The organism is Actinoallomurus oryzae, from assembly GCF_039541955.1.
Classification (GTDB): Bacteria; Actinomycetota; Actinomycetes; order Streptosporangiales; family Streptosporangiaceae; genus Actinoallomurus; species Actinoallomurus oryzae.
In genome coordinates this window covers 92,148-118,178 of the sequence record NZ_BAABHF010000046.1, presented here as the reverse complement: position 1 = coordinate 118,178, position 26,031 = coordinate 92,148, and the positions used below count along the sequence as shown (strand labels likewise).

25 protein-coding genes are annotated in these 26,031 nt (G+C 67.8%); 14 read left to right on the top strand and 11 right to left on the bottom strand.

The window, feature by feature from the left end:
* Nucleotides 1-10: 10 nt before the first annotated feature.
* Nucleotides 11-886: an alpha/beta fold hydrolase gene (locus tag ABEA10_RS36805; protein WP_345472001.1), complete on the top strand. Its 876-nt coding sequence runs from the start codon at nucleotides 11-13 to the stop codon at nucleotides 884-886.
* Here the strand turns inward: ABEA10_RS36805 and ABEA10_RS36800 are convergent.
* On the bottom strand, nucleotides 883-1,584 hold the full coding sequence (locus ABEA10_RS36800; RefSeq protein WP_345471999.1) for a suppressor of fused domain protein: 702 nt from the start codon (nucleotides 1,582-1,584) through the stop codon (nucleotides 883-885). The genes ABEA10_RS36805 and ABEA10_RS36800 overlap by 4 nt on opposite strands.
* Before the next feature lie 96 nt (nucleotides 1,585-1,680).
* Between ABEA10_RS36800 and ABEA10_RS36795 the strand changes: the two genes are divergently transcribed.
* Nucleotides 1,681-2,064 (top strand): Imm32 family immunity protein, encoded by a 384-nt coding sequence (locus ABEA10_RS36795; protein WP_345471997.1) that lies wholly within the window; start codon nucleotides 1,681-1,683, stop codon nucleotides 2,062-2,064.
* A 34-nt stretch (nucleotides 2,065-2,098) separates the two neighbouring features.
* Nucleotides 2,099-2,926, top strand: a complete 828-nt coding sequence (locus ABEA10_RS36790) for a hypothetical protein (protein WP_345471995.1) — start codon at nucleotides 2,099-2,101, stop codon at nucleotides 2,924-2,926.
* Nucleotides 2,927-3,000: 74 nt separating this feature from the next.
* On the opposite strand, the gene ABEA10_RS36785 is transcribed toward ABEA10_RS36790, so the two are convergent.
* Nucleotides 3,001-3,780, bottom strand: coding sequence for a DUF6585 family protein (locus ABEA10_RS36785; RefSeq protein WP_345471993.1), 780 nt, complete (start codon nucleotides 3,778-3,780; stop codon nucleotides 3,001-3,003).
* A gap of 222 nt (nucleotides 3,781-4,002) precedes the next feature.
* Here ABEA10_RS36785 and ABEA10_RS36780 point away from each other — a divergent pair, with 222 nt between their 5' ends.
* Nucleotides 4,003-4,524, top strand: coding sequence for an RNA polymerase sigma factor (locus ABEA10_RS36780; RefSeq protein WP_345471991.1), 522 nt, complete (start codon nucleotides 4,003-4,005; stop codon nucleotides 4,522-4,524).
* Nucleotides 4,521-5,117, top strand: a complete 597-nt coding sequence (locus tag ABEA10_RS36775) for a VOC family protein (protein WP_345471989.1) — start codon at nucleotides 4,521-4,523, stop codon at nucleotides 5,115-5,117. The genes ABEA10_RS36780 and ABEA10_RS36775 overlap by 4 nt, the downstream gene beginning before the upstream one ends.
* 91 nt (nucleotides 5,118-5,208) lie before the next feature.
* On the opposite strand, the gene ABEA10_RS36770 is transcribed toward ABEA10_RS36775, so the two are convergent.
* Nucleotides 5,209-5,745 carry a YkgB family protein gene (locus ABEA10_RS36770; RefSeq protein ID WP_345471987.1) on the bottom strand — a complete coding sequence of 179 codons (537 nt, stop codon included), beginning with the start codon at nucleotides 5,743-5,745 and terminating at the stop codon, nucleotides 5,209-5,211.
* Between the two features lie 295 nt (nucleotides 5,746-6,040).
* Here ABEA10_RS36770 and ABEA10_RS36765 point away from each other — a divergent pair, with 295 nt between their 5' ends.
* The 4 genes from ABEA10_RS36765 to ABEA10_RS36750 all read left to right on the top strand — a co-directional run bounded on the left by ABEA10_RS36765 (nucleotide 6,041) and on the right by ABEA10_RS36750 (nucleotide 9,787).
* A complete protein-coding gene (locus ABEA10_RS36765; protein ID WP_345471985.1) occupies nucleotides 6,041-6,196 on the top strand; it encodes a hypothetical protein in 156 nt (51 codons plus the stop codon).
* Nucleotides 6,193-6,414, top strand: a complete 222-nt coding sequence (locus ABEA10_RS36760; protein ID WP_345471983.1) for a hypothetical protein — start codon at nucleotides 6,193-6,195, stop codon at nucleotides 6,412-6,414. The genes ABEA10_RS36765 and ABEA10_RS36760 overlap by 4 nt, the downstream gene beginning before the upstream one ends.
* Nucleotides 6,415-6,552: 138 nt before the next feature.
* A complete protein-coding gene (locus tag ABEA10_RS36755) occupies nucleotides 6,553-7,926 on the top strand; it encodes a serine/threonine-protein kinase (protein ID WP_345471981.1) in 1,374 nt (457 codons plus the stop codon).
* A 229-nt stretch (nucleotides 7,927-8,155) separates the two neighbouring features.
* Nucleotides 8,156-9,787: a serine/threonine-protein kinase gene (locus ABEA10_RS36750; RefSeq protein ID WP_345471979.1), complete on the top strand. Its 1,632-nt coding sequence runs from the start codon at nucleotides 8,156-8,158 to the stop codon at nucleotides 9,785-9,787.
* Nucleotides 9,788-10,473: 686 nt separating this feature from the next.
* Here ABEA10_RS36750 and ABEA10_RS36745 read toward each other — a convergent pair.
* Complete coding sequence (locus ABEA10_RS36745) at nucleotides 10,474-11,043, bottom strand: TIGR03086 family metal-binding protein (RefSeq protein WP_345471978.1); 570 nt, start codon at nucleotides 11,041-11,043, stop codon at nucleotides 10,474-10,476.
* Between the two features lie 64 nt (nucleotides 11,044-11,107).
* Between ABEA10_RS36745 and ABEA10_RS36740 the strand changes: the two genes are divergently transcribed.
* The gene (locus ABEA10_RS36740; RefSeq protein WP_345471977.1) at nucleotides 11,108-11,851 is read left to right on the top strand and encodes a DUF6597 domain-containing transcriptional factor; all 744 of its coding nucleotides are present in this window, start codon (nucleotides 11,108-11,110) and stop codon (nucleotides 11,849-11,851) included.
* Between the two features lie 136 nt (nucleotides 11,852-11,987).
* On the opposite strand, the gene ABEA10_RS36735 is transcribed toward ABEA10_RS36740, so the two are convergent.
* Nucleotides 11,988-12,980 carry a substrate-binding domain-containing protein gene (locus ABEA10_RS36735; RefSeq protein WP_345471975.1) on the bottom strand — a complete coding sequence of 331 codons (993 nt, stop codon included), beginning with the start codon at nucleotides 12,978-12,980 and terminating at the stop codon, nucleotides 11,988-11,990.
* Nucleotides 12,981-13,080: 100 nt separating this feature from the next.
* On the opposite strand from ABEA10_RS36735, the gene ABEA10_RS36730 reads away from it, so the two are divergent.
* Nucleotides 13,081-13,725, top strand: coding sequence for a TetR/AcrR family transcriptional regulator (locus ABEA10_RS36730; RefSeq protein ID WP_345471973.1), 645 nt, complete (start codon nucleotides 13,081-13,083; stop codon nucleotides 13,723-13,725).
* Nucleotides 13,726-13,993: 268 nt separating this feature from the next.
* Here ABEA10_RS36730 and ABEA10_RS36725 read toward each other — a convergent pair whose 3' ends face one another.
* Nucleotides 13,994-14,554 (bottom strand): TetR/AcrR family transcriptional regulator, encoded by a 561-nt coding sequence (locus ABEA10_RS36725; protein ID WP_345471971.1) that lies wholly within the window; start codon nucleotides 14,552-14,554, stop codon nucleotides 13,994-13,996.
* Between the two features lie 113 nt (nucleotides 14,555-14,667).
* Between ABEA10_RS36725 and ABEA10_RS36720 the strand changes: the two genes are divergently transcribed.
* On the top strand, nucleotides 14,668-15,399 hold the full coding sequence (locus ABEA10_RS36720) for an MBL fold metallo-hydrolase (protein ID WP_345471970.1): 732 nt from the start codon (nucleotides 14,668-14,670) through the stop codon (nucleotides 15,397-15,399).
* Between the two features lie 940 nt (nucleotides 15,400-16,339).
* Here ABEA10_RS36720 and ABEA10_RS36715 read toward each other — a convergent pair.
* Nucleotides 16,340-17,212 (bottom strand): alpha/beta fold hydrolase, encoded by an 873-nt coding sequence (locus ABEA10_RS36715; RefSeq protein ID WP_345471968.1) that lies wholly within the window; start codon nucleotides 17,210-17,212, stop codon nucleotides 16,340-16,342.
* Nucleotides 17,213-17,329: 117 nt separating this feature from the next.
* Between ABEA10_RS36715 and ABEA10_RS36710 the strand changes: the two genes are divergently transcribed.
* On the top strand, nucleotides 17,330-18,136 hold the full coding sequence (locus ABEA10_RS36710; protein ID WP_345471966.1) for a helix-turn-helix domain-containing protein: 807 nt from the start codon (nucleotides 17,330-17,332) through the stop codon (nucleotides 18,134-18,136).
* Nucleotides 18,137-18,521: 385 nt separating this feature from the next.
* Here ABEA10_RS36710 and ABEA10_RS36705 read toward each other — a convergent pair whose 3' ends face one another.
* Nucleotides 18,522-18,932, bottom strand: a complete 411-nt coding sequence (locus tag ABEA10_RS36705) for a hypothetical protein (protein WP_345471965.1) — start codon at nucleotides 18,930-18,932, stop codon at nucleotides 18,522-18,524.
* A 533-nt stretch (nucleotides 18,933-19,465) separates the two neighbouring features.
* Here ABEA10_RS36705 and ABEA10_RS36700 point away from each other — a divergent pair.
* Nucleotides 19,466-21,928 carry a S9 family peptidase gene (locus ABEA10_RS36700; RefSeq protein ID WP_345471964.1) on the top strand — a complete coding sequence of 821 codons (2,463 nt, stop codon included), beginning with the start codon at nucleotides 19,466-19,468 and terminating at the stop codon, nucleotides 21,926-21,928.
* A 448-nt stretch (nucleotides 21,929-22,376) separates the two neighbouring features.
* Here ABEA10_RS36700 and ABEA10_RS36695 read toward each other — a convergent pair whose 3' ends face one another.
* From ABEA10_RS36695 to ABEA10_RS36685, 3 genes are all read right to left on the bottom strand, one after another.
* A complete protein-coding gene (locus ABEA10_RS36695; protein WP_345471962.1) occupies nucleotides 22,377-22,517 on the bottom strand; it encodes a hypothetical protein in 141 nt (46 codons plus the stop codon).
* A 798-nt stretch (nucleotides 22,518-23,315) separates the two neighbouring features.
* Complete coding sequence (fxsT, locus tag ABEA10_RS36690; RefSeq protein ID WP_345472821.1) at nucleotides 23,316-25,676, bottom strand: FxSxx-COOH system tetratricopeptide repeat protein; 2,361 nt, start codon at nucleotides 25,674-25,676, stop codon at nucleotides 23,316-23,318.
* A 5-nt stretch (nucleotides 25,677-25,681) separates the two neighbouring features.
* Nucleotides 25,682-25,963, bottom strand: a complete 282-nt coding sequence (locus ABEA10_RS36685) for a hypothetical protein (RefSeq protein WP_345471960.1) — start codon at nucleotides 25,961-25,963, stop codon at nucleotides 25,682-25,684.
* Nucleotides 25,964-26,031 lie beyond the last annotated feature (68 nt).

The following is a 26,031-nucleotide window of genomic DNA, read 5'->3' as shown; positions in this document are numbered from 1 at the left end:
GGACGGCACCATGCCGCCTGCCATCCCCGGCTTCGACTACCGCCGCGTCCCCGTCGCCGACGGCGTGTCCCTGAACACCGCCGTCGGCGGCACCGGCAGCCCCATCGTGCTGCTGCACGGCTTCCCGCAGACCCACCTGATGTGGCGGCACGTCGCGACGGACCTCGCCGCGGACCACACGGTGATCTGCCCCGACCTGCGCGGGTACGGGGCGAGCGACAAGCCGGCCGCCGACGACGAGATGACGTACGCGAAACGCACGATGGCCGCCGACGTCGTCGCCCTGGCCCGGGCCCTGGGACACGAACGTTTCGCGCTCGCCGGGCACGATCGGGGCGCCCTGGTCGCGTTCCGCGCGGGCCTGGACCATCCCGACGCGATCTCCCACCTGGCCTGCCTGGACGTCCTGCCGACGCTGGACATGTGGGAGGTCATGCACGGCACGACGGCCGCGGTGGGCTTCCACCTGTTCCTGATGGCCCAGCCGCCCGGTCTGCCGGAGCAGATGATCGCCGCGAGCGCGGACGCGTTCTTCGGCCACTTCCTCGACATCTGGGCCCTGGACCGTACGGCGATCCCCGCCGACGTCCGCGCCGCGTACCTGGACGCCTGCCGTGCCGCCGTAGTCTCCATCGTCGCCGACTACCGCGCCTCCGCCGGCATCGACGTACGGCACGACGCGGACGACCGCGCGGCCGGGCGGCGGCTGGAGATGCCGGTGACCGTGCTCCAGCAGGACTGGGGCGCGGCCCTGGGCTACGACGCGGTCGCCCTCTGGCGCGCCTGGGCTTCCGACCTGCGACACTCCTCCGTGACGTACGGCCACTTCATGGCCGAGGAGGCCCCTGCCGAGGTCGCCAGGGCCCTGCGCGAACTCCTCGCCTAGACGCTGCTCGGCCGCGCCGGGTCGAACAGCTCGTTCACCGTGATCCGGTCGAACGCGTCGAGCAGCGCCTGGGTGCCCTCGGTCACCTTCAGATCGATCTCGGCGGGGTGCAGCGGTACGAGGGCGAGCAGCGAGATCTGCCTCCCCTCCGCGGTCGTGATGGTGCGCGCCTCCTCGGGATGATTGATCATCGGCGCGACGAGGACACCGGCGAACGGGGTACCGTCCGCGTACGGTTCGGCCGGATCGCCGTTGGGCACCGAGTGCCAGACCCCGATCCACGTGTCGTACTCGTGCGGCAGGCGCGCCACCATCTTCAGCAGCCGGATCGGCCAGTACGCCTTCTCGTCCTCGTTCTGGCCGTCGGCGCTGAAGGGCCAGTCCGGGGGCAGGCAGATGAGAAGCTCGGCATACGGGCCGACGCCATCCGGCACCGTCATGGGCAGGTCGCTCATGCCGGAGGTGACGAGGGTGAAGAACGGCCGCTCGGGGGTCGGCTCGACCACGTGCACGTCGATGTGGACGAGGTCTGAGATCATCTCGTGCCACACGAAGGCGATCTTCCCGAAGTGCCGCTGGATGTGCCGCTCGACGGCCTCCGCGGAGTCCCGGTCGATGGGCGCGGCGGGTTCCCACGTACGCTCCCGCGCCGTATGCCGGAACAGCCCGCTGCCGGTAGGCGTTTCGGAGGGGTCCATGGCGGGTGAGCGTAGAGGACCCCTCCGACGACGGCAGGATCGGCACGCGCCCGACCCGCCGGCGCGATCGCCACGGACCCCAACCGAGGAACGCCGATGGAGATCCTGTCCTATCCGAACAGCCGCGAACTGTGTCTCGTCGCGACGGCGGCCGAGCTCACGCGGCTCGCGGCCGCGGTGGCCGCAGGCGAGGGATCGTTCGCCTGCTCCCCCACGTCGCCGGAAGGCCGCGCGGTTACGGCCGTACGGGTCGTCGGCACGGCCGGTCCGGGCGTCCGGGTCGACGTCTCACAGAGCACTCTGCTGATCGACGGTGACGCCGAGGCGCGTGCCGTGCTCGCCGACAACCTCCGTGACATGGCCGCCATGGAGGACGGCGGCCACCTGCACGTCGACCACTTCCCCGGCCATCCGTACCTGGCGGCCGGCTCGGTTCCGCTGGTCGTCGAGAGTCCGCACGGAGGCATGCCGAGGCCCTGACGGCCGACGGTCCGGTCGATCTACCCTGTCGGGCATGGCGCGGCTGGACTTCGAACTCGCGTACGCGGACGGCGTCACGACGGCGCGGCTGCTGTCGGAGTTCGGGGAAGGCGTGGTCGAAGTCCACTGGTCCGGCCTGCACGAGCTGGAGTACTCCCCGGATCCGGCCCGCAATCCCTTTCTCCGGTACGGCGTGAACAACTGGAACCGGGAGGAGGTCGCCGTCTACACCGGACTGGCCGGGGCCTTCACCGCGAGACGGCGTCGTTTCGCGATCCCGACCTGGGACCGCGACGCCGCGATCCGCCATCTGCGGCGGCAGGATTTCGACCTGGTCTCCTGGGAGTACCGGATCGAGGCCGACGAACTCGCGTGGCCGGACCGCGACCAGGGGTTCGCCGTCCCCAGGGTCTCGCTCGGGCCCGCCGCGACTCCGTGGCAGCGGGCGCACGAGCACGAGGCCGCTCTCTTCCCCGTCCGGCATCTGGGTGAGTTGAACTCCCTCACCTCCGAGATCCTCCGGGATGTCACCGGCAGCCTGAACGTGTTCGGCGTGGGCGGCTCCCAGAGTCGGCTCGTCGACGCGCTGCGCGGCGAACACCGCCCCACGCCCTCCTCGGTGCTCGAACCCGGAGACGTCCTCGTCGACCTCACCGTCGGCTGTGAGTGCGGGATGTACGACTCGCTCCTGGTCATCGCCCCGGGTGACCTGCGGCGCGAGTGGGAGACGATCATCGCCGCGTACCGGGGCCGCATCGCCGAGTACGAGGCCGCGGTCGGGTCGCTCCGGACCTTCGAGGACCTGTTCGCGGCGCTGGACGCAGTGCAACGCCCCCTCGACGACGGCCCGGCGCCCGGCTGAGCCCGTGGCGGAACGGACCGGCGGCCGTCCGGCGGCGCCGCTCGGGCCCGGTGGCGTTCCCGCCGTGGGCGGCGCTAGTTCATGCCGGCGGCGGACGGGCGCAGGCGTTCGGCCAGGGCGTAGAAGACGAAGAAGTTGGGGATCGACCGCACCATGGTCGTGGTCAGCGCCAGCCACTTGCCTTCGACGCGCAGTGAGACGCGGCCGTCCTTGACCTTGATCTCCTGGATCCGCGCCCACGGGACGGACTTCCCCGAGGCCCACACCGTGTCCCTGTTGAGGGAGATGTCGCCGAACGTCAGCGCCCCTCCGCCCTGAATCGTGGCGACGGCGCGCGGAAGCTGGGCGTCGGTCACGGCCTGCTGAATGGCCTGACCCCATTCTTCGGGCCGATGGAACCCGCCGGCGAGCCCGAGGGTCTGGCCGGAGGGGTCGATCAGCCGGTACGAGTAGCTGGTGCGGACATAGACGCCGTTGCGGTAGTGCCTGACCGTGTTCTGGTAGACGGTGGTGGAGTCCCACCGCCGTACGTGGACCTGCCCGCCGACGCCGACGCAGACCAGCCCCTGATCGAAGAACAGGAGTTGCTGGCCTTCCTTCTGCCGGTTCATCAGCGCCAGCCGCCCGAACCGGATGCCGAAGACGACCGCGAAGATCAACCCAAGGATCGTGAGGAAGATGATGCCCGTGGCCAGGCCGAGCAGCGCCACCAGCACCGCCACGCCCGCCACCACGCCGCCCGCCTTCAACCGCCCCGGAGACATCAGCGCCGCCGGATAGGTCGCCCGATGAGCACCAAGCTGCGCCCGCTGAACGGCTTCATTGATCCTCGCGGAGACGTCTGGTGCTTCCATCGCCTGCTCTCACTGGGTAATCCCGCGCGGTCAGATAGAGAGACAATAATGTCTGTGAAGCCGACCGCGGCAAGCTCGTGGTGAATATCGGGCATCCATCCCGGGTTACGCGGCCCCGCGGCACGGCCGGTCACGTTTCGACCCGAATACAGATCGTCGCCGTCCGCAAAAAGTTCGGCACTGGCCCGTCGGAGCGTCGGCCGCACGAACGACGATGAAAGTGTGACGCACCCGCAGGTGCGGCCCGACCCGGCGTTCGGGCTGCTGAAGCTGTACGACGATGCGCTGCCGCACGTCTATGGCTACCTGCTGGCCCGCTGCGGCGACACCGGCCTGGCCGAGGACCTCACGGCCGAGTCGTTCCTGGCCGCCGTGCACGCGGTCCGCAAGCCGGGCGCGCCCGATCCGTCGATCCCGTGGCTGATCGGGGTCGCCCGGCACAAGCTCGCCGACCACTGGCGGCGGGTCGAGCGGGAGCAACGCGGGTTGCGCCTGCTGGACGCCGAGCCGGCGCGCGTCGACGACCCGTGGGACACGACCGTCGACCGGATCCGGGCCCGCGAGGTGCTCGACCGTCTCGGCGCGCACCACCGGGCCGCGCTCACCCTGCGCTACCTCGACGGACTACCGGTGCCCGAGGTGGCCCAGCACCTGGACCGTACCGTGCACGCCACCGAGGCACTGCTGGTACGGGCCCGTGCCGCGTTCCGCCGGATCTACGAGGGAGAGGAGGGCTCGCGATGACGGATCCGTTCGAGGCTCTGCGCGAGCCCATCACGCCGGTCGATCCGGACCCCGACTTCGCCGGGCGCCTGCGGCAGCGGCTGACCCGCGAGGTCCTCGCACACCCAGGAGGAACCATGTCCCAGCAGACCGCCACGACCCCGGTCGAGCACGAGCCCGCCCGGCCGCCGGCGCTGACCCCCTACATCGTCGTGTCCGACGCCCGGCGCGCCATGGACTGGTACGTCGAGGTATTCGGCGCCCAGCGCCGGGGCGAGCTCTACGTCAACGCGGACGGCACCATCGGCCACGCCGAGGTGGGCATCGGCGACGCGGTGCTGATGTTCGCCGAACCCTCCGATCTCTGGCCCGACGTGCCCGTACGTGCCCCCGAATCCCCCACGACGTTCAGCCACACACTCCACCTGGAGGTCGACGACGTCGACGCCACGACCGAACGGGCCCGGAGCAACGGCGCCTCGGTGGAGCGGGAGCCGACCGACCAGCCCTACGGCCGCGGCTCAGTGATCGTCGACCCGTTCGGCCACCGGTGGATGCTGCTCCGGCCACCGGCCCGGACCACCCGGCCACACCAGCACGACACCGCGGAGTGACGACGGCGGCAGGGAACGCCCGTTGATCGGACGGTCTACCCGGGATCGTCTCTGCGTCGGTGGACGTGCGCATCCACTGTCGCCTGGTCGGTCACTCATCCTGGTACACACGCCCGGACGAACACGGCGTGGAACCGGCGGCATGCGCCCTCCGGGCGGCCTCAAGTGAGTCGCCCAGGGTCCATAGCGCCACGCCGATCAACACGAGGTCCTTGAGGAGGAACTGCCCGGGCTGAGCCGACAGTACTGGGAACCCGTCGGCGAAGGTGTCTATGACCCCTGGGGTGGTGAACAGGAAGCTCAGCGTTCCCAGGAACAGTACGACCGCGAGAGCGCTGCCTATGGCAGAGACCCTGGGCCAGAGCCGGTGAACTGCGATCAACGCCGCGGCGATGATTTCCATACTGCCCAGCAAATTTGCAACCGTCCCATAACTGAGGAAATCGTAAATCCAGCTCAGCAGGGGGCTGTGCTCAATCAGTACTCGGCTTTCCATTTTGACGTACTTGCCCGCACCGATCCACGCCAGGACCACGACCAGTCCATATCGGCTCACCAGCCGACCGGCTACCGAGATCCGACTGCCGGCTCGTTCCAGTGATGCCGGAATACCTGACACGTTCGCCATGATGATTCCTCTCGCCATGGAGCTTGATCGCTCAGGGGTCAATCGATCGACGACCGCCGCTCCGGATCAGTACGGAAGCGTGTGACTTGACGGCGTACGCAGATGGAGGTCGGCGGCGCGGACGCCGGACCTTGACACGGCACATCTCTGGTTCTCTCCCTCCCGATGGGGGTACTGCCGTCCAGCGAGTTGGTCATGTCCTGTTGGCGACGCCGCCGCGCGGCGTCTTACCTGCGGATCCTCCGCTCGCGGGTCGTGGCTACCATGAAAGACATGGGCGACGCCGGAGCGCGCCGTGGATGAGATGTCGGCCACCCGCGCCTCCGCCGACGTTGAGTCAAGGGAGTGGCTGCGGACGCTCACCAGTGGCGGGGCGGAGCAGGATGCGGCCGACGCGCTGTTGGCCACCGCGTACGGTCATGTGGACAACGACCTGGCGAGGCGCTCATGAACGGCTGGGCTGAACTGGAGCGCTTCCTGCACACCGACCCACGCGACGTGGGGTGCGACGAGGCAATGGCCCTCCTCCACGCCTACGTCGAGCTGGTGGCGCAGGACGCTGGGGCAGAACAGCGCTACCCGGGTATCGCCGCGCACCTGCGCGCGTGCGGGCCGTGCTCGGAGGATTTCGAGGGGCTGCTGGCCGCGATATCCGGCCAGCCGGACTGAGGAGCCGAAGAAACCTCTCGGTCAGGGCACCTGCGGGGAGGCGACGCTACCGCCCCCCACCATCGGCCCAGGCCCAGCCCGCATAGGGACTGAAATGTTTGTTTGAGGACGCGCCGGTGGTTGGTCTACGTTCCTGACGTGGCTGAGGATCTTGGGCGTGTGCTGCTGGGAAGGTACCGGCTGATCGAACCGCTGGGGCGGGGCGGCATGGGCACGGTCTGGCGTGCGCACGATGAGCGGCTCGGCCGGCAGGTGGCCGTCAAGGAACTGCGGTTGCCCGACGACCTGGACAGCGAGCAGCGCGCCACGTGGACGGCGCGCCTGGACCGGGAGGCACGCGCGGCCGCCCGGCTGCGCCACCCCGGCATCGTCGGCGTCCACGACCTGGTCATCGGCGACGACGGGCAGCCGTGGATCATCATGGAGTTGGTGCCCGGCCGCTCCCTGGCCATGACGCTCGCCGAGCAGGGGCCGATCTCACCGGACCGCGCCGCCGCCCTCGGCCTGCAGATCCTGGAGGCGCTGACCGCCGCACATCGGGCAGGGATCGTTCACCGGGACCTCAAACCGGCCAACGTGCTCCTGGAAGGCGACCGCGTCCTGCTGACCGACTTCGGCATCGCCGTGGTCGACGGAGAAGCCACTCTCACCCGCTCGGGCGCACTGCTGGGCACGCCCGCGTTCATGGCCCCCGAACAGGTCCGCGGCCAGACCGTCACCGGCGCCTGCGACCTGTGGGCGCTGGGAGCGACTTTGTACACGGCCGTCGAGGGCCGTCCTCCGTTCGAGGGCGCGACCACCGGAGCCGTCCTGGTCGCCGTCGCCACCGACGATCCGGCACCGATGACCGCCGCGGGTCCGCTCGCGCCAGTCATCAGCGCCCTCCTCCGCAAAGACCCGGCGCGACGTCCGACCGCCGACGACCTCCGCGCGATGCTGACCCGCATCACCCCCGCCCCGCCGCCGCTCTCCCCGCCCGCACCCGCCGCGGTGACGGCAACCGAGCCACCACCACATGCGTATTACGCCCCACCGGTTCCTCCGCATCCTGCGCCGATCCTGGCACGGCGCAGACCGGCCGTACTGATCGCGGTGGCCGCCGCGGCAGTGCTCATCCTCATAGGGGCCGGTGCGGCGCTCGTCTACGCCCGTCAGGACCCCACCTACGATGCCAACAAGCGCGTCGCCGCGGCCCTGGGAGCGCCCTCCGGGTTCACCTTGAAAGACGAGCAGAAACTCAAAGCCAGCCGGGTACGCCGGACGTTCTCGGGGTGCCGGATGTTCTGCGGCCAGGGCGCGAGATTGCAGTCCACACAGATCACCTACATCCGCACCTGGCTGCAGACGAACCGTTCGGTGGCCGCAGTGTTCCCGGCTCAGATCACGCCGGACGGCGCGAGTTGCATCTTCGCCGTCCGGACCAAAGCCGGACCCGGGGCCACCGTACGGATCACGATTTCGCGGAAGCCGAAGGAGGACTTCCTCCTCCAACTGGAGGTTGGATCGCCGTAGATGATCCGTCCCGCGTTGCCTGGGACGTCTTCCCATCGGCGCCTGGGTACCTGGCGTAGTCACCCAGCCGGTCACCCACTCGGCAGCAAAAGGTCCCTTCCGCGACCGGAAGAGGCCTTTACCATCGTCCTGACCTACGTGTTTGTCCAAAACCGTACCCACGTGCCCGCACCATGCCCGCAGTCTCTCGCATCCCGGCGGGTGATCTCTTCGGTGTGAATATCGCCGCATGATCCCAGGCATCGGTAGGTGCTCATCTGTACATTGGTGCACAGCGGTGCCGCTCATCCCTTTTGCGGCGCTTCCTGAGCTGACCGGACGATGCGAGGTAAACAGCCGCATGTCGCAGCCACCCCACAGCCCGTCTGAGGTACCGCCCGCCATCGGGCAGGTGGGGTGGCCGACCGCGCCACCGCCACGCCGTGGGCTTGGGGCGGGTGACCCGACCGAGGTGGGGCCTTATCGGCTGGACGCGGTCTTGGGCGAGGGCGGGATGGGCCGCGTCTATTTGGCTCATACGCTGGCCGGCAGTGCGGTGGCGGTCAAGGTCGTACACCGGGAGTACGCGGCCGACCCGGCTTTTCGGAAACGTTTCGAATTCGAGGTGACCACGGCCAGGCGGGTGCAGGGGCTCTACACCGCCCCGGTGATCGACGCCGACATCCAGGCCGGCGAACCATGGCTGGCCACCGCCTACATTCCCGGCCCTTCGCTGCAGTACGCGGTCACCGAACACGGACCTCTCTCGGTCGAGGCGACGCTGAGTCTCGTCGCCAAAGTGGCCGAAGCCTTGCAGTCCATCCACGCCGCCGGTGTGATCCACCGTGACCTCAAGCCCTCCAACATCATCCTCACCGCCGAGGGTCCCAAAGTCATCGACTTCGGCATCGCACGCGCCGTCGATGTCACGTCGATCACTGGCACCGGAATCCAACCCGGCACACCCGCCTACATGGCACCGGAATACATCGACGGGAAGACAGTCACCCCCGCGGCCGACGTCTTCGCACTTGGCCTCGTGGCCAACTTCGCCGTCACCGGCGAACTGGCCTTCGGCGGCGGATCAGCACCGATCGTGATCCGCAGGATCGTGGAACAAGAACCCAACCTCGACGGCTGCCCCGAACCGATCCGCACCATCACCGCCGCCTGCCTGAGCAAAGACCCCAGACGGCGCCCCACCCCTGCCGAAGTCATCCAAGAATGCCGCCAGACCACCGACACCCCGTCCCCGCCGTGGCCTCAGCCCGCGACACCCACGGCCGGGCCGGTACCAGGTGTCAGTACAACGTCGGCCATCCACACGAAACGCCACACCGGGCCCCCGTGGCCCAACACCCCGCCACGCTCTTTCCCGGCGCCGGGTCCTGTCGCCCTCCCGCCGAGTGTGCGTGCCGCATTCGCCTTGTCGCTGGTGGGCGCCGCCATGGTGGTGGTTGATGCCGTCATGCGTGTGCTGATGGCCGTGGGTGTCGGCGCCGGCGTGGGCACGACCGCCGGCGTGGTCGTTGGCGGCGTGGGAACCCTTGCTGAGGCCGGGGTATGGACCTGGATCGCCGTCAAGTTCCGAGCCGGACGGAATTGGGCCCGGATCACTGGAACCGTCTTGTCCATCGTCGCCTTCGCCAGCGTGTTCAGCACTATCGGTTTCTTCATGAGCAGCAGCGGCAAGGTGACCGCGGTCAATGTAGCGGCGGTGCTGATGGATCTGGTAACCGTGGTCATCGGGCTGATCAGCGTCGCATTGTTGTGGAGCCGCTCATCGGCCACCCACTTCACGCGCCTACCGCCCTATCCCGGACAGGCGTCCCCGTACGGTGCACATATCGGCCAACGACCTTACGACGGGCAGCGCTACTGACCGGCACTGAGCGATACCTCTGCGAGCGGTCAAGGTCGTCCGCCCGGCCGACGCGGATCGGGACGAGACCACGTTTGGGACGACCACCGAGGCCGTACGGGGCGTGACCTGATCGCTTCGGAGTGACGAGGACGCGTTAACGGACATCATCCGAGAGAGGCGCTCGAAGCGATGGAGTCTGCCAGGATTTCCCTAAGCGTCTTCGTCAGCGGCCACTTGGGGACGGCTTTGGACAACGGCCACGACCTTCCATATACGGCGCTCGGATGGTCAGGCACGGGCACACCAGACACCACGTGATGCCTGCGTAGACCCCACCCGCCTCAGCCGAGAAGCACCACTGATTGCGCAACGTCGCCCATGGAACTATGGGCCTTACGCCCTCCGACAGTGAACAAGACCAAAAATGAACCAGAACGACGATAGGCGCCTCTCCGAGGGAGAGACGCCCTTGTCACAGGTGAGCCACCTGTCGGAATCGAACCGACGTCCTATTCATTACGACTGAAGCTGAGCATGTCCACGGGCGTCGAGATCTGACCGCTGACCTGCCTGTTCACCCTGTGCACAGTCCACACTCAGGTGTTGTCAGCACCAGCGTTAGCAAGTTCCTCGTGCGCGAGTCAGCCCGATTCCCGCAGCGACCTTCTGACGTTTCTATGTCTGTCAAGGTCGAGGTTCGGAGACTACGCCCAGGCAGGATCACGGCCGGTCAGGCCGAGGATGCGGTGCAAGGTGGGTGCGTCGGCCGGCACCGCGACCTCCGGGCCGTACATGCCCATCTCCCGCCCCTGCTCCACGCCGGCGAACACCGTGTCGTGCAGATGCGCCAGCAGGTCGGCGGGCAGTTCCAGCCGCTGCCCGGTCGCGACCGCCAGGTCCCAGCCGTGCACGGCCAGCTCGCCGACGATCATGTCGCCCATGACGGGCGCGGGCAGCATGTGCGGCGTGCCCATGCTCGTCTCCCCCTCCCAGGCGCTCGGCGGCGCCCACGACGACGTGATGTCGTCCAGCAGGGCGAGCAGGCGGCCGCACCAGTCGCCGGCCGCCAGGTCCACATCGGACTCGGCGGCCGCCGGCTGCGGAACGGACTCCTTGCGGCCGGCGCCGGCGAGCGACGGGCCCCAGAACAGGAGGTGGTTGACCAGTGCCCGCACGTCGTACTCCGCGCACGGAGTCTTGTTGGCGAGCTGGTCGTCGGTGATGGTGCGGGCGACCGCGGCCATGGCCTCGGCCGCGTTGGACAGATGTGACATGGCGGCGACGCTAGGCGGCGCAGGCCGGAGGGGTATTGAACAAAGGCGACATACACTCTGCCGTGTGGGGCGGGACGTTCGTGAGCTGCGGAGTGTGTGGACCAGGTATCAGCGCCACGCGTTCCACGGCCCGTCGCCGGCGCTCGCGCCATGGGTGGATCATTACTGGGAGGCTCGCTGGGACTACGCCGAGCCCTACCGGCAGAAGATCGTGCCGTACCCGAACGTGCACCTGTCGTTCGGCGGCGGCCGCGCGGACGTCAACGGCGTATGCAGCGGCTACCAGATCAAGGTCCTCGAGGGCCGCGACCACGTCTTCGGCGTCGCGTTCCGGCCGGGCTGCTTCCGCCCATTCCTCGGTGCCTCGGTCTCGACGATCACCGACCGCGTCGTCCCGGCGACCGAGGTGTTCGGCCCGGACCTGCCCACGACGCTCGACGTGCCGACCGTGGATGCGTTCCTGCTGAAACACCTGCGGGACGACGACCCCCGGGTGCGCCAGGCGGTGGCCGCGGTCGAGCTGATCGCCAAGGACAAGGCCGTGACCAGGGTCGAACGCCTCGCGGGCGAGCTGGGGATGAGTATGCGGGGGCTGCAACGGCTGTTCGCGGAGTACGTCGGCATCGGGCCCAAGTGGGTGATCCGCCGCTACCGCCTGCACGAGGTGACCGCACGCATGGCCGCCGGCGGGGCGATCGACTGGGCCGCGCTGGCGGCGGACCTCGGCTACGCCGACCAGGGCCACTTCATCCGCGACTTCAAAAGCATGTTCGGCGAGCCGCCGACCTGGTACGCGCAGCGGTATTAGTCCGCCTCCCCGGATTTGAGTGTGGGTCGCGTCCCGGCGCGGGTGCGGGCGGCAGGTGGATCGTGGCTGGGTGCAGACTTTCGCACAAAGATCCGAGTGGATCGGTGCCGGCGACCCAACCTGGCGTTCGTGCCGATCAGGTGTCGAGGAGCGCGGGGACGAAAATGTCCTCGCTGGTCAGCAGCCGCTTCGAGAGGCCCTGTTCGTAGTGGTAACGCAGGAACGTGTCGACTGCTTTGCGGTTCGCGGTGAGGCCGTAGGGCCACCAGTCCTCCCCCAGGAGCTCCCGATTCTCCTCGAAGTGCTTGCTGAACCAGGGGGTAACGACGCTCATGTGCTGCTTCAGCGCACCGTGGCGATACTTCCGCTGGACGATGTCCTTGGCCTCGCAGAAGGCTCGGTAGATCGCCTTCATCAGATCGGTCCGCGTTGCCAACTCCCGGGGGACTGCGACGATGTGCATTTGCGGGAAGATCCCGGTACGCCGGTAGTAGTCGCGCTCCACGGTCTCGTAGTCGGGGAAGAGCCGGGCGACCTTCGTCGAGTCGTTCAGCAGGGACCGGGGCACGTCGACCGAGATGAGCGCGTCGATCTCGCCGGATTCGAGCATGGCGGCCAGGGTCTCGCCGTCGGCCGCGTGCCGCACGTCCACCCCTTCCGGCACCGGCTGCGGGATCCAGTCGAACGCGGGGATGGGACGGTCGGTGCCCCCGATGACCCAGTGGCACTGGTCGGGAGTCACGCCGTACTCGTCGGCGAGGATGCCCTTGATCCACACCCCCGGGTCGTGCCCGAACAGCGCGAACTCGCCGATCGTCTTACCCGCGAGGTCCTGCGGCCGCTCGATCCCCGCTGCTGTGTTCACGAAGACGGACGAGTGCCGGAAGTTGCGGTTCGGGAAGATCGGCAGCGCCAGGAACGGCGAGTCCTCAAGGTCGAAGGTGCGCAGGAAGTAGGTCAGGCCGTACTCGGAGACGTCGTAGCACCTCTCGACGGTGCGCCGGAAGATGTCCGACACCAGCGAGGCCGTCTGAAAGGTGGCGTCCGCCCCCTCGATCACGACGCGGCCGTCGAACAGTGCCTCGGTGTGCTCGTAGACGCAGGCGGCTACACGCAGTTTCGCGTTCATCGCGAGTTCCTCATCCGTGAATGACCTTTCACTTTTACGCTAGGACCACGAGCGTTGCCCGTCAAGGTAAATGGTCATTCACGTTGAAGGAGGGTCGGCCATGCCGCGCATCACACCCGAGCGCCGCGAGGCCAAGCGCGCGGAGATCGTGGCGGCGGCACGTCGCTGCTTCTCCCGCGACGGTTTCCACCAAACCTCGATGCCCGACATCGCCACCGAGGCCGGCATCTCGGCCGGGGCGCCGTACCGCTACTTCGCGAGCAAGGAGGAGATCATCCTTGCCATCGCCGGAGACGCGTTCCGGCTGATCTTCGAACCGGTCGAGCGGCTGGCCGCCGGCACCTCCGCCACCTCCGTCGCCGACCTGGTGGCGGCATCACTTGAGGCGCTGAGCGCCGAAACCGTCACCGATGCCGCGGGACACGCGGTACCGGTCGAGGAACTGCTGCGCTGCGCCGTGCAGACGTGGTCGGAACTGCTGCGGAACGACACCGTGCGCACTCACGCCGTCGAAGGCTTCGAGTCCGTACGCCGCAGCATCGCCGATGCGCTACGCCGTGGTCAGGCGGCAGGCGCCGTTCCGCCCACCGCGGAACCGGAGCGTGGCGCGCGGGTGGTGCTGGGCCTGCTGCACGGGTTCCTGCTCCAGCGTGTGGCCTTCGATCTGACCGACGCGGCGGGATTCACCGACGATATCCGGATGCTGCTAGAGGGCACGGAGCAGCCGGAAACGACTCCACGGTGAGTGGCGGCGCATGTGAACCCGTGGTGTCCACGAGGGTCCGTCGACGTACGCGCCGATTGCCACTCAGTTGGTCACTCGCGGGGCCACTGATCCGTGCGTGTGACTCACAGGCCGAGGGCTGCGCAGAGTGCAGATGGTCGCCTGTTCCTTGATGTACGGGTCAAGGGGGCGACCAGCTTCCCGACATGATCCTCACGGACCGAGGTGATGTTGTCGTTGTCGTTGACCAGTTTCGTTCGCTGGAAAATGGCCGGAGCCACCCGGATACTCACGCCTTCGCAAGCGAGTCCGCGAGCCGAGCGATCCCGTACTCGAAGGCGCGCTCGACATCCCCGCCCAGATTGAACGCGTCCGCCAGCTCCATGCTGACGAAGCCGTGCGCCCAGGCCGTGATCATCCGCGCCGCCTCGAGCGCCTCCCCGGGCCCGGCCAGTTCCGTGGCAACCCGCAGAACGGAAGCCGCCGACGCGGCGAGCGCGCCGACGTCCGGCCTGCTCGCCTCGGACCTCGCGGCGAAGATCAGGCGGTAGCCGGCCGGGTACGCGTGCGCGAACGCCCGGAACGCCCGGCACAGCTTCCCCAGATCCTCGCGGGCGTCCCCGCTGACCGCCACCGCGTCAAGCTGCTCGCCCAGATCGCGGACGGCGGCATCGGTGACCAGCCGGACAAGGTCGTCGCGATTGCGTACCCGCTTGTAGAGCGACGGCGCCCGCACGCCGACGCGAACGGCGACCGCCTGCATGGTCAGGTTTGCGAGCCCCTCCTTCTCCACGATGTCCCGGGCTGCTCCGACGATGTCCGCGAGCGAAGTCCGTTCAGGCGTCGGCATCCGTGCTCCTCCGGCCGGCGGTGGTGTCACGTTCATCATAGCTATGGACCGTAGCCATGATGGCTATGTATCGTAGCCATCGATACCGACCTCCCCGAAGGAAAGGCACAGTCATGAAGCTCGGCAATCACCTCCACCGCATAGGCAACGACATCGTCGCGGTCCATCTGATCGTGACCGACGAGGGCATCACCGTCATCGACGCCGGACTCGCAGGCCACTGGCGCGAACTGACCGCCGAGCTGGCCGCACTGGGCCGTTCCGTCAGCGACATACGCGGCGTCGTCCTCACCCACGGCGACACCGATCACCTCGGCTTCGCCGAACGCCTCCGCCGCGACCACAACATCCCGGTGTACGTCCACCGCGCCGACGCCGCCCGCTCCCGCGGCGAGACCAAACCCAAGGCCAGCTGGGGTCCCATGAAGCTCGGCGCGACAGCCCGCTTCCTCGGGTACGCGGCCCGCAAAGGCGGCCTGCGCACCACCTACCTCACCGAGGTGACCGAGGTGGCGGACAGCGACATCCTCGACCTCCCAGGCGCACCCCACATCATCGGCATGCCCGGCCACTCCCCTGGCAGCATCGCCATCCACGTCCCAGCCGCCGACGCCGTCTTCGCGGGCGACGCCCTCACCACCCGCCACGTCCTGACCGGTCGGCGCGGCCCCCAGCCGGCCCCATTCACCGACGACCCGGAACAGGCCCTCGCCTCCCTCAGCCGGCTGACCCACCTCGAGGCGACCTGGCTGCTCCCCGGTCACGGCACCCCCTGGAACGGCGGCATCGACGAAGCGGTCCGCCAGATCAGGGCGGCAGCCGCCACTGACCCGAAAGCCCGATGAGTCAGCCCGCGGACGGTCACGCAGCAGCGCCGCACTCGCCAGCACCACGGTCGCGACGGACCGGTCCCCGGACAGACATCGCCGCAGCTCGGCGGTGCACACCGAGGTCTTCCCGGGCATCAAGCAAGGCGAACGTGGAATCGGTTGTCCGCACTCGTACGGCCGATATCAGCGGGGACGTGGAGCAGATCAGCGAGCACTATCGACTCCTGCACACCCGCGCGTTCGGGATGACCGAAGAGGCGCTCTACCGGTCTGGTCGCGCGCTCTGGCGCGCTACGACGACACACACACCGGGACAAGGCGCTGTACCTGACGTGGCTTGCCGACGCTCACCTCGACGCGGGCGAGGTCGAGCAGGCAGCGGCAGTCACTGACCGGACACTCGCGTTGTGCGCCGACGTCGCGTCGGTACGGCCACAGGGCCGCATCACCGAGACGCTTCAACAGCTCCGACCGCATCGTGCCGTGACGGCCGGGCCGGTCACCTGGCCGCCGGCGGCCAGCCGCGCCTTCACCGCCGACTTCAGCAGCTCGGCGTGGTCCGGTTCGGTTCCGATGGGTCAAGGTACATTGGCGGCCGCAGGGCCGCGAGTCCGGCCAGCACCGCATACGCCACAGCCCAGAAGAGAACGAGCTGACCGTACGGCGCACGGCCTGGTCAGGCCGTCTCTGATCGTCCGTAAGAGTCCATGGCTGTACGGCCCGATTGTCACCCACTTGGTCACTCATCGGACCCTGTCTGAGCGATCAAGCCCCAGGGTGTCTCGTGTACGGCAAGCTCGTTGCTCTGGTGCCTGCGGCGGCAGATACAGGACAACACCGTTGTCCGTTCTGGCCGAACCGTGCCAAGGGCCGGCGCGCTGAGCAGGGGGTTGAAAAATAAGCCCGAATGGTGACCCGTCGGTCGTGTTCGGACCTACCTGCACTGCTCGGCCGGTCAGCTCACTGGCTGAACCTGCTCACCGCGGGCATCGCCCTCCGCCGGCAGGGTGTCTGCGAAGCGGAGGAGTTCGGCGTTGTAACGGCCTGGGTCGCTCATGTAGAGGCCGTGTCCCGCGCCTTGGAACACCACGAGCCTCGCGTCGGGGAGCAGGGCGTGGGTCCTTCGTCCGGTCAGGTCGATCGGCGCCGAGCGGTCGGCGTCACCCTGGATCACCAGCGCAGGCATCCGGACCTTTTGCAGCTCCTCGCGCTGGTCGGCCGTGATGACCACTTCGTTGGTCGACAGCAGCACCTGGAGGGGCGTGTCGAAGAACTGGCGGCGGGTCCAGTCGCCCAGCCCCGCGGACACCTCGTAGGCAGGTCCGAAGTAGTCGGCGTGGGAGGTGCCCTCGACGAAGACGCCGATGTCCCGGCGCATGACCTCCTGGAGCGCCGCGAAGTCCGCCGCCTCGACGGGACCGTCCGGGTTGTCGTCCGTACGAAGGAGGAACGGCGTCGTCGGCGCGCTCAGCACGACTCCCGCGACCCGTCCGTCCCCGTGCCGGGACAGGTAACGGACCGCCTCGGCGGCGCCCAGTGAGTGACCGACCAACACGACCTCGCGCAGACCCAAGTGATCGAGTAGATCCGCCAGGTCGTCGGCGAGGCGGTCGAGGCCGTAGCCTCGCCCGGGGACGTCGGAACGCCCGTGGCCGCGACGGTCGAAGACGACACACCGCATACCGGCGGCCAGCAGTTCAGGGATCTGGTAATGCCACATCCCACTGTTGAAGGCCCAGGCGTGGGCGAACACGAAAGTGCGACCGTCGGCCCGGCCCGCCTCCGCGTAGAACAGGCGGGTTCCGTCCGAAGCCCCGAAGAACGGCATGTCACGACTCCTCTTCACTGGTAAGAAACCAGGCCATCGTGCGGCCCCCAGATGCCGCAAAGCGAATACCTGACAGGTACTCGTTTCTCCTCCACCGGTCTCGCTATCGTCCGGCTCATGACACACGCGGCCGTCGGGCTCCTGATCCGCCGCCGCCGGGGCCTGGCCCGGCGCAGCCAGATGGACCTGGCCCACGAGATCGGCATCTCGCCCCGTCATCTCAGCTTCGTCGAGCTCGGCAAGTCCAAACCGAGCGCTGGACTACTGCTGACCATCGCCCGGCATCTGGACGTGCCGCTCCGCGAACGCAACGACTGGCTGCTGGCCGCCGGCTACGCCCCGCGTTACCCCGAGACATCGCTTACCGAACCGGCGCTGGTCCGCGTCCGGCGTTCGCTCCAGCTCCTGCTCGACGCGCACGACCCCTTCCCCGCCGCCGTGATCGACCGGACCTGGAGCGTCCAGCTCACCAACCAGGCCGCGCGCCAACTCGTCTCCGACATCCCGGCAGACGTCCGCGGCGTACCGACCAACATCTTCCGCACCGCACTGCACCCCGCCGGTCTCGCTCCCCGGACCAGAAACTTCGCCCAGTGGTCCGCCTACCTCCTGTGGCAGCTGGACCGGGCCGTCGCCCGAAGCCAAGACCCCACCCTGGCCACCCTCGCCCACGAAATCGCGACCTGGCCGGCCATCCCCGAACGCCAGGCATGGGGCCACCTGTCGGCCGAGGAAGGCGATGACCCCGTCGTACCGTGGCGGCTAGAGGCCGGCGGCCAGGAGCTATCCCTCATCACCACCATGAGCACCTTCGGCACCCCGATGGACGTCACACTCTCCGAACTGTCCATCGAACTGTTCTTCCCCGCCGACGAAGCGACCGAGAACGCCCTACGCCGCCATGCCCACACCGGCTCCTGGTGACGGGCGGCACGACGGATGCCCCTACGGCAGCAGGTCGAACGCATGATCGCCAATCCATCGACCACTAAATAACGGAAAGGGCGTATCGGAAGCGGATCCGGCCCATCCTGCTCGCCGAGGCTAAGGCCATGGACAACATCTTCTCGGAGCCATAGTCACCCAGTCATCCAAGAAGCCCACACCCGTGACTGGGCGAGGGCTTCTTGTCTGAGAGCCGCCTGTCGGAATCGAACCGACGACCTATTCATCCCGAGTTCCAGTAGGAGCCGTTCGGGAACGTCCGCCGAGGTACGTCGGCCAGCTCAGACAGCTGGTGGCATACCTCGGCGGACAGACGTGTATCCCGGCTTACATGCGTCGGAATGAGACCACGTTTGAGACCGCTCTAACGGCGCTGCTGGTGGCCCTGGCGTGCCTGCTGGTGCGCAGCTTCGACCAGGGGTCGCCCGCCTCGGCGCCACGACTCCCGCAGCACGGCCGTGGACGGCGAACAGGCCGAGGGCCAGCTTGGGCAGGGTGGCCATGGCTCGGGGGCCGTTGCCGCGGTGGGCCTGCTGGTCATCCTCGCGCCAGACGATGTCGGGCCGGTGCTCCAGATTCTCGATCCCCAGCGCCGCCGGGTGTGGGCGGAGATCTCGGCCGCAGTCAGGTCGGCGCGGCTGGTGGCCACGAACACGATCTCCTTGCCGAGCGGCTGTCCGGCCAGGTCGGCGACGTCGCGGCGGATGACCGCCAGGCGGCTGGCGTGCGGCAGGCCGATGCGCACCCAGGCCGTGGGGTGCTTGCAGGTCCCCAACCAGGACTCCTCTCACCCGGACCACTCGTGATCCAGGCCTCGAGGTGATGTCCACGACAAGGGAGAAGGTCCGTTGTCGGAGTTCATCGAAGAAAGCGGCGCGATGGCCGATAGCGGACGCAAACCAGTGTGCCAGAAGAAACGATCGGTACAGAAAAAGGTAGATGGGAAAACATTTAATACGGGCGGCACCTAATTAGTAGCAGTAAGTGTCTACTGAATCACACATCGCGATCACACGGTCTGACCGACGATGACCACGTTCGTTGACGTCAGATTGCTGCGGTGTTCCAATGCGCCAGGGTGCCCCGCTGGAAATGAGTTACGGGAGTTGCACATCAGGCAGCGTTGCCTGAGGAGGCGAGCGTCGCGGAGTCGGTCTTCCCTCAGCCAAAACAGCATCAGGAGGCGTCCCATACCGAATTGCTGCCTGCTGTGCGTCGAGCAGGAAGGATCCGCTACCTGGCCCTAATCCGCATCATCTGTCGAATCGCCTTTTCATTCTTGTCCAACTCGCATTTTGGAGTGGTTAGGTGAAACGCATTTACATGCTGATAGCTGGAGCAGCGGCCCCCTTGCTCGGGCTCGCGCTGGTACCAGGGATCACCGTCGGGACGGCCGCGTACGCCACGGAGGCAGCCCCGCCGCCGGGGGCGGTGCTGTCTCCGGATGGCAAGCAGGCGGCATGGGTGTCCAACGACGCCAAGAGCATCTTGAGCGAGACCCGTAAGGGGGCGCATTGGAGCGACCCCAAGCAGCTATTGACGATTCGCGGCACCGTCGGCAAGCTCGTGTTCTCGCCCGACAGTAAGCAGCTGGCGTTCGAAAACCCACGCGGAGACCACGGCTTCATCGCGGTTTACGACAGCGACACGAACAAGATCGGCTACGTCGACCCGTCATTCGGGACCGACAGCGCGCCGGCTTGGACGCCCGGCGGGAAACAGATTTCGTTCGTGCGCAGCTACCCGGGGATCCCCGACCAGCAGCTGACCGAGCCCGTGCCTTCATTTGGCCGTTGGACCCCGCCGCCGGCACGCGCCAACGATGTGTTCACGGTCGGAGACATCCTGCAGGCGCCGATATCCTACGGGCCCCAGCCTTCCGGCGACGGCCACTCGATCGCCTACATCACGCGCGAGGCCTATGATCGCGCGATCTACTTCATGCCTGTCGGAGGCAATTCGGGCAAGATCGTCGACTACCCGAACGACGATGGGCAAGAGCTCTCTCAGCTCGCCCTGTCGCGCACCGGCGCCGCGGTCGCCTATGTACGCGGCAGCTCGCCGAACAGCGCCGGGGAGATCCTCAATCCAGCCTCGACGCCCATCCCGCCGCACCGGCAGGTATTCGTCGTCTCCTCGCGCGGGGGGAAGCCACAGCTGCTCGGCGACGGGCTCGCGCCGGCGTTCACGCCCGACGACAGCATGCTCGTGTGGATCAACGGCACGACCATCATGAGCGCCACCCTGACCTGGAACCCCAGCGGCGGTCTGACGCGTGTCGGCCGCTCCGAGCCGCTACTCACGGTGCCCAGCGGCTCCCCGTCCAACCTGCGCTTTTCGCCAGACGGTGCCAAGCTGCTCTACTCGCGATCGGGCGGCACCGAGGTGTTCGACATGAACACGCACACGACGACGGCGATCGACCACACCGGTGCGAGCGACGCGAACCCGGTGTGGTCGCCTGACGGCACGCAGATCGCGTTCCGGCGCACCATCTCAGGGCAACCGTGGTCGATCTGGGTCGCCGACGCGGCCACTCTGACTCCGCGGCAGGTCTGGCAGGCCTCGCCCGGGCTGGGTTCGAGCTATTACGCGCTCGACGAGAACCCGACGTTCGAGAGCCAACCGGGTGACCAGCTGATGTGGTCCAACGACGGCACGCTCGCGTTCGTGTGGGAGGTCGACGGCTGGCGCCACCTGTACTCAGTGCCAGTCTCCGGTGGCACCGCGACGCTGCTGACGCCCGGCGACGGCGAGGTCGAGACAGCGCAGGTCACGCTTGACCACAAGTCAATCATCTATGCCACCAATATCGGCGACATCGCCCGACGGCACCTGTTCTCGGTCGGCTTCCACGGCGGCACGCCGCAGGCCGACACCGGCGGTCACCCGAGCCAGTGGGCTCCGGCGCCGCTCGCCGACGGCAAGCTCGCCTATGCCGAGGGCAGCTACAACGTCCCACCGACGGTGTACATCAGTGACGCTGCGGGCAAACGCTCCCGCGGTGGCCCCGGCCTCCCAAAGTCCTACCCGCTGCACCAGCTCGTCGAGCCGAAGGCGGTCACGTTCCCCTCGTCGGTGGACCATCAGACCGTCCATGGGCAGCTGTTCGTGCCGACCCATCCAACGGGCTGCGCGCTGATCTTCCCGCACGGCGGTCCGTCGCGGCAGATGCTGTTGGGCTACCACTACTACGACACGTACACCGTCCTGTACGAGGAGAACGAGTACTTCGCCAGCCACGGCTGCGTCGTGCTCTCCGTCGACTACCGGGGCGGCATCATGTACGGCAATGCATGGCGCACGGCCCCAGGCCGCGGCGGCACGAGCGCCAGCGAGTACCAGGACATCCAGGGCGGCGCGGCATTCCTGCTCGCGCAGCCGCAGGTCGATCCCGCGAAGGTCGGTATCTACGGACTCTCCTACGGCGGCTACCTGACGTCGCTCGGGGTCTCACGGAACTCTGACATCTTCAAGGTCGCCTGGGACATGGCCGGCAACTCCGGCAATGCCGCGATCGCCAACCTCCCCTCGTGGACGGCGCCGACGCTGATCGAGCAGGGCGACGACGATCGCAACGTCAACTTCAGCAGCAACGTCGCAGTCGTCGACGCGATCAAGGCACAGAAGCCGGAGCTGAAACTCGCGACCAAGGTCATGCCGAACGAGCAGCATGAGATGTACATGCGCTTCCGCGATCTGGTCGATGTCTACGACGTCGGCGGCCAGTGGGTTCTCCAACACCTGCTTCCGAGCGGGCCAGCACGATAGCCCCGGCCACACCCGGCGTCGCAGCCGCCGTGTAGAGGAGGCAGATCGCTGCGGCCGGGATGCGGGCGGTGGGCCTTTCCACCGCCCGCATCCTGCTCGAACGTCCCTGGCCAGTGCCGAGCGCACCGCTCATTGTGATGCGCTCAGGCGTGTCTTGCTCGCCGCAGCAAGATCACGCCACGCGGGCGGATGATCACCACCCGTCCAGCAGGGCTCCGGTGTTCTTACGTCTTGTCCGGTTTGATCACGTGAAACCGAGTGTGGAGCGGCAGCGGCCGGGGTCTTGGGCGTGGCGTCGGTTGGCCAGGGCGATTCGATACGGCCGTACCCATGGATGGTCTGGCTGTGCCCGTCCTCGACGTGCCGCCGCACAGAGCCTTGACTACTTGTGCAGGGCGGGCTGATTCTTCTTCATCGTCAGCAGATAGGTGCGCCCTCCTGCGTTCTACTAGGAAAACCGCGTGATCACGTTGGGTGTGCAAAAGGCGTCGGCCGTCACCAGCGCCCCGGCGATGTTCATTTCCTCCAGCAGCGCACGGACCTGGGCGGTCTCGGTCGTGCCCTCAGGAACCCAGATCTGCCTGACCACGACGGCGTCCCGGCGCCCGTCCGGTGGGTCATCGCCGAGAACAGCACCAGCCGGCCATCGGCGTCCCAGCTTCCATGGAGGTCCTTGCCATCATCGCGATCGCCCAGCCGCCCTCCCCGCAAGAGACGTGCTCGCGCAGCCACGCTCCCACCTTCGCGTCCAGTTCGTCGGCGTACCAGGGCGATCAGCACCCGCCACAGCGTGGCCGCGCCCGGCGCGGTGAATCGTCGCTTGCCCTGGTCCCAGCGGGCACCCAGCAGCCGCAGCAGTTGTTGCGGCAGGTCGGCCGCGACCGGCCCAAACTCCCGATAGTTCGAAGCCGCGTGCCAGAATCGCAACCACCGCGATCGAAATGAGACCAAAAATGAACCAGAATGACGATGGGCGCCTCTCCGAGGGAGAGACGCCCAGGTCGCAGGTGAGCCGCCTGTCGGAATCGAACCGACGACCTATTCATTACGAGGGAAGATCAGCTAGATGCTAGCCAGGCGCTGAGCCAGTGCCTACCTGGCCATATCGTCCCTAACTGTCCATGGGAGTCCACGGACGTACGCTTCGATTGTCACGCAGTTGGTCACCACCCCCACACGACAGTCGCAGATGTTCGTGAACTCTGGAACGATTGACGACTACCCGCGGTGCTACCAATAGAAATGCCTGAGCTGCGCTGACGGTTGACGACGTCTGTCGTTGGTTGTCGACTGTTCCGACCGTCATGCGCCCTGGCGGCTCCACGGCACCAATGTCCGTTCTGCTCTCCTGAGCGTCCGGGAAGGTATACGGCTGCGGGCAGGCAGCCTACCGGGTCGCCTCTAGGTTCCTCCGCACCACCTGGGTGAGCGGGTGGTCGGCTCCCAGCACCCGCTCGCAGTCGTTCAGAGTGGCCTCGTACAGAGGGATGGCCCGCGCCAGATCACCCGCTACCTGGTAGGCGTAGGCCAGGTGGTTGCGGGAGGTAAGGGTGGAGGGGTGGTCGGTGCCGAGCACCCGCACGCGGTCAGCCAACGTCTGCTCGTACAGGGAGAGCGCCCGCCCCACATCACCCGCCGCCTGGTAGGCGCCGGCCAGGTGATTGCGGGTGATCAAGGTGGAGGGGTGGTCGGTGCCGAGCACCCGCACGCGGTCAGCCAACGTCTGCTCGTACAGAGGGAGCGCCCGCCCCACATCACCCGCCGCCCGGTAGGCGTAAGCCAGGTTGTTGCGGGAGATAAGGGTGGAGGGGTGGTCGGTGCCGAGCACCCGCACGCGGTCAGCCAACGTCTGCTCGTACAGGGAGAGCGCCCGCCCCACATCACCCGCCGCCCGGTAGGCGTAAGCCAAGTTGTTGCGGGAGGACAAGGTGTCGGGGTGGTCGGCGCCCAGCACACGCACGCGGTCAGCCAACGTCTGCTCGTGCAGAAAGAGCGCCCGCCCCACATCACCCGCCGCCTGGTAAGCGCTGGCCAGATTGTTGCGGGAGGACAAGGTGTCGGGGTGGTCGGCGCCCAGCACACGCACGCGGTCAGCCAACGTCTGCTCGTGCAGAAAGAGCGCCCGCCCCACATCACCCGCCGCCCGGTAGGCGTCGGCCAGATTACTGCGGGAGGACAAGGTGTCGGGGTGGTCGGCGCCCAGCACCCGCACGCGGTCAGCCAACGTCTGTACACACAGCGGCATGGCCCGCCCCAGATCACCCGCCGCCCTGTAGGCGCTGGCCAGGTTGTTACCGGAGGCCAGGGTGGAGGGGTGGTCGGCCCCCAGCACCCGCTGGTAGGCGGCCAGAGCGCGCTGGTAGTAGGTAGTGGCGCGGGCGAGGTCGCCTTGGTCGTACAGGAACGCCCCGGTGTCGTTGAGCAGGTGGGCGATGGTGGCGGTATCGACGACCGGGGACGTGTTGCTTGCCAGGGTAGCGATGTGGGGCAGCAGCGCCCGCCAGACCGGCCAGGTAGCCGGATTCCGCGTGTCGCCGGGGAGGGCGCGGTTCAGTAGACCAGTTGCGTGGTTGAGGGCGGCGGTGATGTCGGGTTCGTGCCGGTGGGGGTCGGCGGGGTCAGCGGTGCGGGCGACGGCCTGGACCAGCCGGTGCAAGCTCACCGCACCGTCCTCTTCCAGGGTGATCATGTTGTAGGCCGCCAGCTCCCCCAGCGCATCGACCAGATCCGGGCCATCGGCGAAGCCGTCCAGCAGGGTGCGGGGGATCTGCTCGGAGGCATACCAAGCCAACACCCTCAACAAATTCCCAGCCAGCGGCGTGGTGGTGAGCCGGTCCAAGGTATGCCGCCAGATCCGGGCGATGGTCCGCTCACCATCAGATCCACGAGCAGCCCGGTCAAACATCACCGCCGGACTGGCGTTCAGCAGGTCCAAATAGGCGGCCGCAGACAGCCGGGCCTGATGCAGATACGCGCCGGCCTGCTCCACCGCCAGCGGCAGACACCCCAGCTCGACCACCAGCTCAGCCGCCCCCTCCAACCTCCCACCGGACCGACCGTGCCCAGCGATCCGGGTCAGCAACGCGACCGCCTCATCTTGCGATAGCACGTCCAGGTGCAGCATGTGGGCGCCGAAACGGTGCCAGCCCTCACCCAGCCGGCTGGTCACCAAAATCCGCCCGGCCATCGGCCGATCCAACACCACGGCGGCCGCCTCGGGGTCGGTGAGGTCATCCATCACCAACAACCACCCCCGATGCGCCTGCAACCAAGCCAGCGCCCGCGCCTCCAGCGCCTCCAACGGCAGCACCCCCAACTCCGGCTGCAACGCCACCGCCAAACCCGCCAGCCCGGCTTGCACCGCGGTGCCAGTGTCAGCAGTAATCCACCACACAGGGTTGAACCGTGTGGCCTGCTGGGCGGCGTGCTGTGCGGCCAGCGTCGACTTACCCACCCCACCCAGCCCATGCACCGCAGTCACCACCACCGCGCCCGCATCCCCCAGGATCTCCTTCAGGCTGGCCAACTCACCCGCACGCCCCACAAACAACTGCGAATGCGCCGGTACGTTCACCAGCCCCGGCGGAGCTGCCACCTCGGTAACCGGCCGCAACGCCCCCTTCGGCAACACCACCTCATTGATGGTCTGATCCCGACCGGCCTGATAAACCCGCCCATGTCCCGAGGCATCCGCCTCCTGCTGTACGCCCGGTCTTTCGTCGGGCGTCTGGGACGGCTCCTCAGGCATGGCGGTCACTTGTCGTTGTTCTTTTGATCCCGGCCAGCCTGATACACCCGCCCGTGCCCCGAAGCCCGCGCCCGCTGTGTAACCCGCGGGCCCGGCGAAGCTGAGGGAGGGTCCCGCCGCTCATCCTCACCGTCATCAGCGTGGCGGCTGAGCACAATCCCGTACACCGCCAGCACCAGCCCCGCGATCCCCACCACCGCACCGATCACACCCAGCGTGTCAATCAGATGGAACCCCGCCACCACGAAATACACCACCAACACCACGGCCGAAACCACCGCGACCACGCCACCAGACCATGTCAGCACTCGCCCCGTCATAACCGACATCATCAACCACCCACCAAGATCACAAC